This is a genomic window from Candidatus Neomarinimicrobiota bacterium (assembly GCA_022560655.1).
Lineage (GTDB): Bacteria > Fidelibacterota > Marinisomatia > SCGC-AAA003-L08 > TS1B11 > JADFSS01.
In genome coordinates, this window is record JADFSS010000106.1 from 1 (window position 1) to 5,522 (window position 5,522).

3 protein-coding genes are annotated in these 5,522 nt (G+C 58.2%); all 3 read right to left on the minus strand.

Translation table 11 applies throughout. From position 1 onward, the window contains the following. Nucleotides 1–285 (minus strand): SDR family NAD(P)-dependent oxidoreductase (locus tag IH971_10720; GenBank protein ID MCH7498308.1); only part of this gene is annotated, 285 nt, incomplete at its 3' end. A gap of 272 nt (nucleotides 286–557) precedes the next feature. Next, nucleotides 558–971, minus strand: coding sequence for a hypothetical protein (locus IH971_10725; GenBank protein ID MCH7498309.1), 414 nt, complete (start codon nucleotides 969–971; stop codon nucleotides 558–560). A gap of 943 nt (nucleotides 972–1,914) precedes the next feature. Next, a partial coding sequence (locus IH971_10730; protein MCH7498310.1) for an ASPIC/UnbV domain-containing protein occupies nucleotides 1,915–5,522 on the minus strand: 3,608 nt, incomplete at its 5' end.

Below are 5,522 nucleotides of genomic sequence, written 5' to 3' on the forward strand. Positions count from 1 at the left end.
GATGCGGTGATAGGGTCCGGCACAGTTGATCAGGGCATCGATCTGTCCCCACTTCTGCTCCACTTGGCCCGCGAACTCCTCAGCGGCCTCAGGGTCGGATACATCGCACCGCACGGCCAGCCCGTCACCGCCCTGCTGTTGGATCTCCTCTAGGGTCGCTTGACCCTCCTCTGCGCTGGTACGATAACATATGGCCACAGACCAATCATCTTCGGCCAGAGCCAGGGCAAGGGTACGTCCGATGCCACGCGCGCCGCCTGTGATCAAGGCCACTCGTTTGCTCATTATTTACTCCTTTCGCTTCTTAGGAAGATAATTCTCTTCTTACTCCACATGAGATAGCACTGGTCCCACTCGGTGTGACCAATCATAGGTGCTTGAGATGGCAGCCTATTGTGAGTTAGCGGGCCACACGTTATAGTTTTTGCTCCCTGGACATTATGGATTTGCATGGGTGCAACGCCAGGGCTATGGCCAAGTCAGGTGAAAATCGGGTGCGGCTCAGAAACATTGGGCCGTCGGCTGAATGAGTAGTTGGGACACAGCTGCTCTTATCGTTATATCTCATCTGCTAACACCGGCTCGAAGCTTCGTATGGTCACTCGAGTTTCAGTGCCTGACCGCGGCTGCTCATCTTGCCAAACCGGTCCCAACACAATGCGTCGGGGGAATGCCGGGTCTCCGCTCATGGCTACCCGGATGTCTATGCGACTGCTTCTAAGCAGCTCATCTCGCACCAGGTCGAAAAGCCCTGGCACGGTAAACGGAAAAGCCTGTTCCTCGCGGAGTTTCAAGGGACCATCCCACCGCCTCTGATCCGAGTTCCAGTACATCACGATTGCCCCGGTGATCTGGCCTTGAGACACAGTGATCTCATTCCGCCGGCGTTCACCCTGCCCTTCTACCTCAGCAACAATGCTGTAGCTCAGGACAGGATTGGCCTGCCACTGAGCCTCAGCATCATTTATCATCTGCAGAGAGGCCAGTTCTAATTTCCCTCCACAGCCAGTCAATATGTTAACCGTCAATAAGCCCCAGATCAGCGCGTTCCAGCAAGCGTTTCCGTGAAGGCCTCTGATCATTCTACGATGGCGCTTCGACAATAACTCTCCAGAGACTTCTGGTTGCATGGGTACAGCGGCAATGGGCGGCTTAACTATGATTTGGACCTGTTTTCGGACATGAAATACCGGACTTAGCAGTCGTTGTTAGGTCTCTAATAATTTCAGAGCTTGCGCTTCCTTCTTCTTAGTTTTGGCCGTACACCCACCGGATCGGTAAACATGACTGCCGCGAGTTTGCGCTGCTGGGTCACAGTTTTGACTTTACCTCGCCCGGCAGAACAGCCGCCACACGGAAGACGCGCCGGCGGCGTTTGAGCTCGGTAATGAAGGTGGACAGTCCGGATGGTTCTGGCATAGGATGGCGCCATGGTCAAATTAAATATACGCTATGCGCGGCTGGATAACTAAAGCCCCGCAACAATAACCAGGCTGGCCCACCCCCACCAAACAGTTAGGAAACCTCAAGATTCGCAACCTGCCCCCCTGGTTATTGGGCAGGTACTCAGCTGTTTTATCTACATGGTAGGGCAGGGAATGGGGAAGAGGCTCAGGCGGTGTATGCTACAATCCGTATGCGATCCAAGATGAAATTTGCGGTTCTTTGCAGTAGTTTGCATACCTAGAGGGATTTCCAATCTGGTAAGGCAGAAATAAGAAATGCCGACGAGAAACTGATCCCCCGTCGGCAACTTTCGTAGTCGGGGCGAAAGGATTTGAACCTTCGACCCCCTGCAACCAAAGCAGGGGGTATTCACCGTTAAATCATGCATAACCAATTACATACGGATAGGTTCAAGATTCCGTATGCTACATTCCGTATGCTACGCCGTGCTGCGAAGCGGACGCCCTCCTACTTCAGCAGCACCATCTTCCTGGTCAGTACCCGGTCGGGGACCGCCAGGACCGCAATGTATAACCCGGAGGCAGCCAGGGCGCCGGCGCGGTTTCTACTATTCCAGGAGACCTCATGGTAGCCCATATCTTGCCAATCATCCACCAGGGTGACCACTTCCTGGCCCAGCAGGTTGTACACTCGCAACGATACCCTGGCGGGTCGGGGCAATGCATAACGGAGCCTTGTCACCGGGTTGAAGGGGTTGGGGTAGTTTTGCGATAAGGCAAAGTCTTCCGGCAAGGCAGCCAGGATCTGGTGCACCTTGGCTAAGAGGTAATCCGCCGTACCGGCGACGACCACCAGCCGATAGGGGAAGCGTTCACTGTAAGCCGTCACCACCACTGGGGCCTGCTCATTGACGAGATCGTGAACTTCTCTGGTCATCAGATCCACCAGCACGATGCCGGTAGTGATCGGTAGATCCCCTTCGATATCGTACGAGAGGGTAATGCCCCCCGATTCATCTTTGGTATACAGGGCCAGTTCCCAGGTGCCGTTGGTTTCATCCAGGGAGCGCATGTCGGAGGTGAACCGTGGTAAGTCCGAGCCCCACTCCGGGCGCTCCATGGCCAGGGAAACGTAGCCTTCCACATAGGGCGGCTCCGGATGATCAAAGCCGTCCAGCCCTTCTTGAGCGCCCCGCACCCGGCCAAGGCTGTTGCCCCTATCAAAATAGTTCCGGCCCTCAGCCGTAAACTGCAACTGCCACCCCTCTAAAGGACCTCGAGCTCCTTTCGCCAGAACTTTGCTCAGCATTGCCGGTGAAATAATCAGGTCCTGGACTTGATCGGTGTTATTGTAGAGAATATAACCGCCCCAAGGGCGCAGGCTCGTCTCTGGCTGAGGAACCGACCACCCCTCCTGCCCCCCCGTTCCAAAGGGGCCGTAGGTGAAGGGCCCATAGAATATTGCCGGGTCAAGGCTCACTGGCACCTCAAAAGCATACGGCGATGCGATAAAGTACCACCGGCGGGGCTGGAGGGTGCGGGAAAAGCCAGTCAGGTCGGCGGTCTCCCCCGGACCCACGCGAAAAGCAACATTGTCCGCAACGATCTGCTTCAGCCAGTAGCTCTCACCGGCGACAAAACCGCTCGCTGCCGCGTAGCCGGTGCCGGTATAGCGAAACAGTTTCCAGGTGCTGTTCGATGTAAGTGCGCCCAGGTCATCCCCGATGGTCTCCGCGGCGGACTTGACATCGGGGTCTCCCGGCAGAGAGATAAGCCGCCACTTATCTTTGGGGAACCCGTTAGGGAAAGTGCTGCCGGTAATGCTAGTTGATAGCGCCCCCTCGATGAATCTCACCGGGATCGAAACAGTGTCCGAAGTGCCGGGATTACCCAGGTTATCTTCAGATAGAACGAAGTAGGCCAGACCCGTAAGGCTTATGGCGGAAGCGGGGATGGTGCCCGCGTACGTGTCCAAACCCTGATCGGCCATAGAGACCGGGTTATAACTGCTGGCCCCGCCCTTTAGATACATGAGCGTGACCGAGCCGACACCACTTATATCGGTGACGGTGGCCGTAACGGTGACAGCCTGGCCAACACTGGGACTACTGGGAGTGGCGGTAATGCTCGCAATGGTCGGTCCGGCGATATCTGCAAAAGTCCCGATGGTAAACTCGCTGAACCCGGTAATCCCGGCGAAGGTCACGGAGCTGTCGCTGGCGCTGGACCCGCTGGCGGCCTCGGCCCAGGGATCACCGCTCTCCGTGGCCCGGCTCAGGAGCGTCAGGTTGCCTGGCGTGGCCTGGTCTGTCGAGCTGATCGCAGCAGCTCCAAGGTTGAAGGTCATGTCCACCGAGAAGATGCCGGTGCCCGAGTGGTCGATGACCCAGTATAGGGGCACCAGCAGCCCGGTACTGGGTGGCAGGTCGCCGCCGGGGGACTTTTGCACCTGGGAGACCACGATGGTATCGGTGCCGCTCTGGCTGGTGAAGTTCATGGTGAGGCCAGTGCCCGTAAAGCTGACCTGCCCCACGCCCGTCACGATCTCGGTGTGGGTGACGATCACCAGCTCCTCGATGGTCAGGAACTGGTCCACCGCTACATTTGTGAGGACCTGCACGATGCCACTGGGCCACGCGATCTTGAGGGAGTCAATGCTGGCGGCGTCCCCCAGCCCAAACTCGGCATTCAGGCTGTTCTGGCCGCCATGGCCGGTCTGTCCCGAAATCTCGTTCAACTGCCAGACCCCGCCGCTGGCAGGGCCGCTGATGGACGCCTTTACCCATACTTTTGCGCCGATGGCGGACACATTACTCTGGGTGCCCACCAGCTTCAGATTGATCCAGCTATTACTGTTGCCATTGTTGGCGTACAGGAAGTTGTTCCGGTTGCTACTGTTGGCCACGAACAGGTCCAAGTCCCCGTCGTCGTCGTAGTCCCCCCAGGCACTGCCCAAGGAGGTGCCCCCATCGCTGACCACCGGGCCGGTGGTGACGGGGCTGAAGCTGCCGTCGCCGTTGTTGGCGTACAGGAAGTTGTTCTGGTTGCTCCAGTTGGCCACAAACAGGTCCAGGTCGCCGTCGTTGTCGTAGTCCCCCCAGGAACTGCCCCGGGAGTCGCCCCCATCGGTGACCACCGGGCCAAGGGTAACCTGGTTGAAGGTGGTGATCCCCAGGGGCGCAGCGGAGGCCACAAATTGGGCGCCGAAGACGGTGCCGTGGTTGCCGTTGGGAGTGCCGTCATAGGCCGTCGTGGTGCCGCTGGACTCATCCAGCCGCCAGTAGCCCACCAGCCCGGGTTCATTGCCCCCGAGGCGGCTGCCCATGCCCCTTTGGATCTCGGTCTGGGTGCGGGCCAGGCTCCAGACGCGGACCTCGTCAATATGGCCGTTGAAATAGTTTCCGCCAAGCCAACGCCCGATTCTTACTATCCCCGTTCCTTGAAAAGCGGCATGGCCGGTCCCGGAGTTATCCAGCACGCCATCAACAAAGATCGCCTGCTCCCCACTGGACTTGGTGTAGCGCCACACAATATGATACCAGGTGCTCGCGGAAAGAAGGGTGTTCCCGGTCAAATCGTTGGAGCCGAAGCCCAGGTAGGGTCTCTGATTTCGGATCACCAAATGCAAGGCTTCATTCACGATGTTTTCGTCGGTACCCACCACCGTTTCGTCACCGCCATCAAAGCTGGTCACCATGATCCAGGCTTCCACCGTAAAATCAGCGTCGGGCAAGGCCAGCACATCGGCCGTCGGTAGTTGGACATAATCATTGATCCCATCAAACTGGAGCGCGTTGCCCGCCAGGGTGGCCACCGGCGTCACCACCGCCTCGTTGGAATACTCGCTTGCCAGTCCCGCCGTATTCACTGCCGCAAGCCGGTAGAAATAGGTGGTGCCGTTGAATAGATCCGTGAGGGTCACCGTAGAGTCCGGCTGGTCCACCCGGGCCACCGAATCGCTGCTGGTGGGCGTAAACCCTGGTGTCGTGCTCTGGTAAACCACGTAGTGGGAGAGTTCCGGCTCGGTGATGGCACGCCAGCGGAGGGTGACCTGCACATCGCCGGGGTTGGCGACGAGGTTGGCCGGAGTGGCCGGGGGTGGCCAGCCACCTTGCC

What these genes read in the sequence shown, in the direction of transcription:
- IH971_10725 (MCH7498309.1), bottom strand. Translation starts at nt 971, where the DNA reads ATGATAAATGATGCTGAGGCTCAGTGGCAGGCCAATCCTGTCCTGAGC.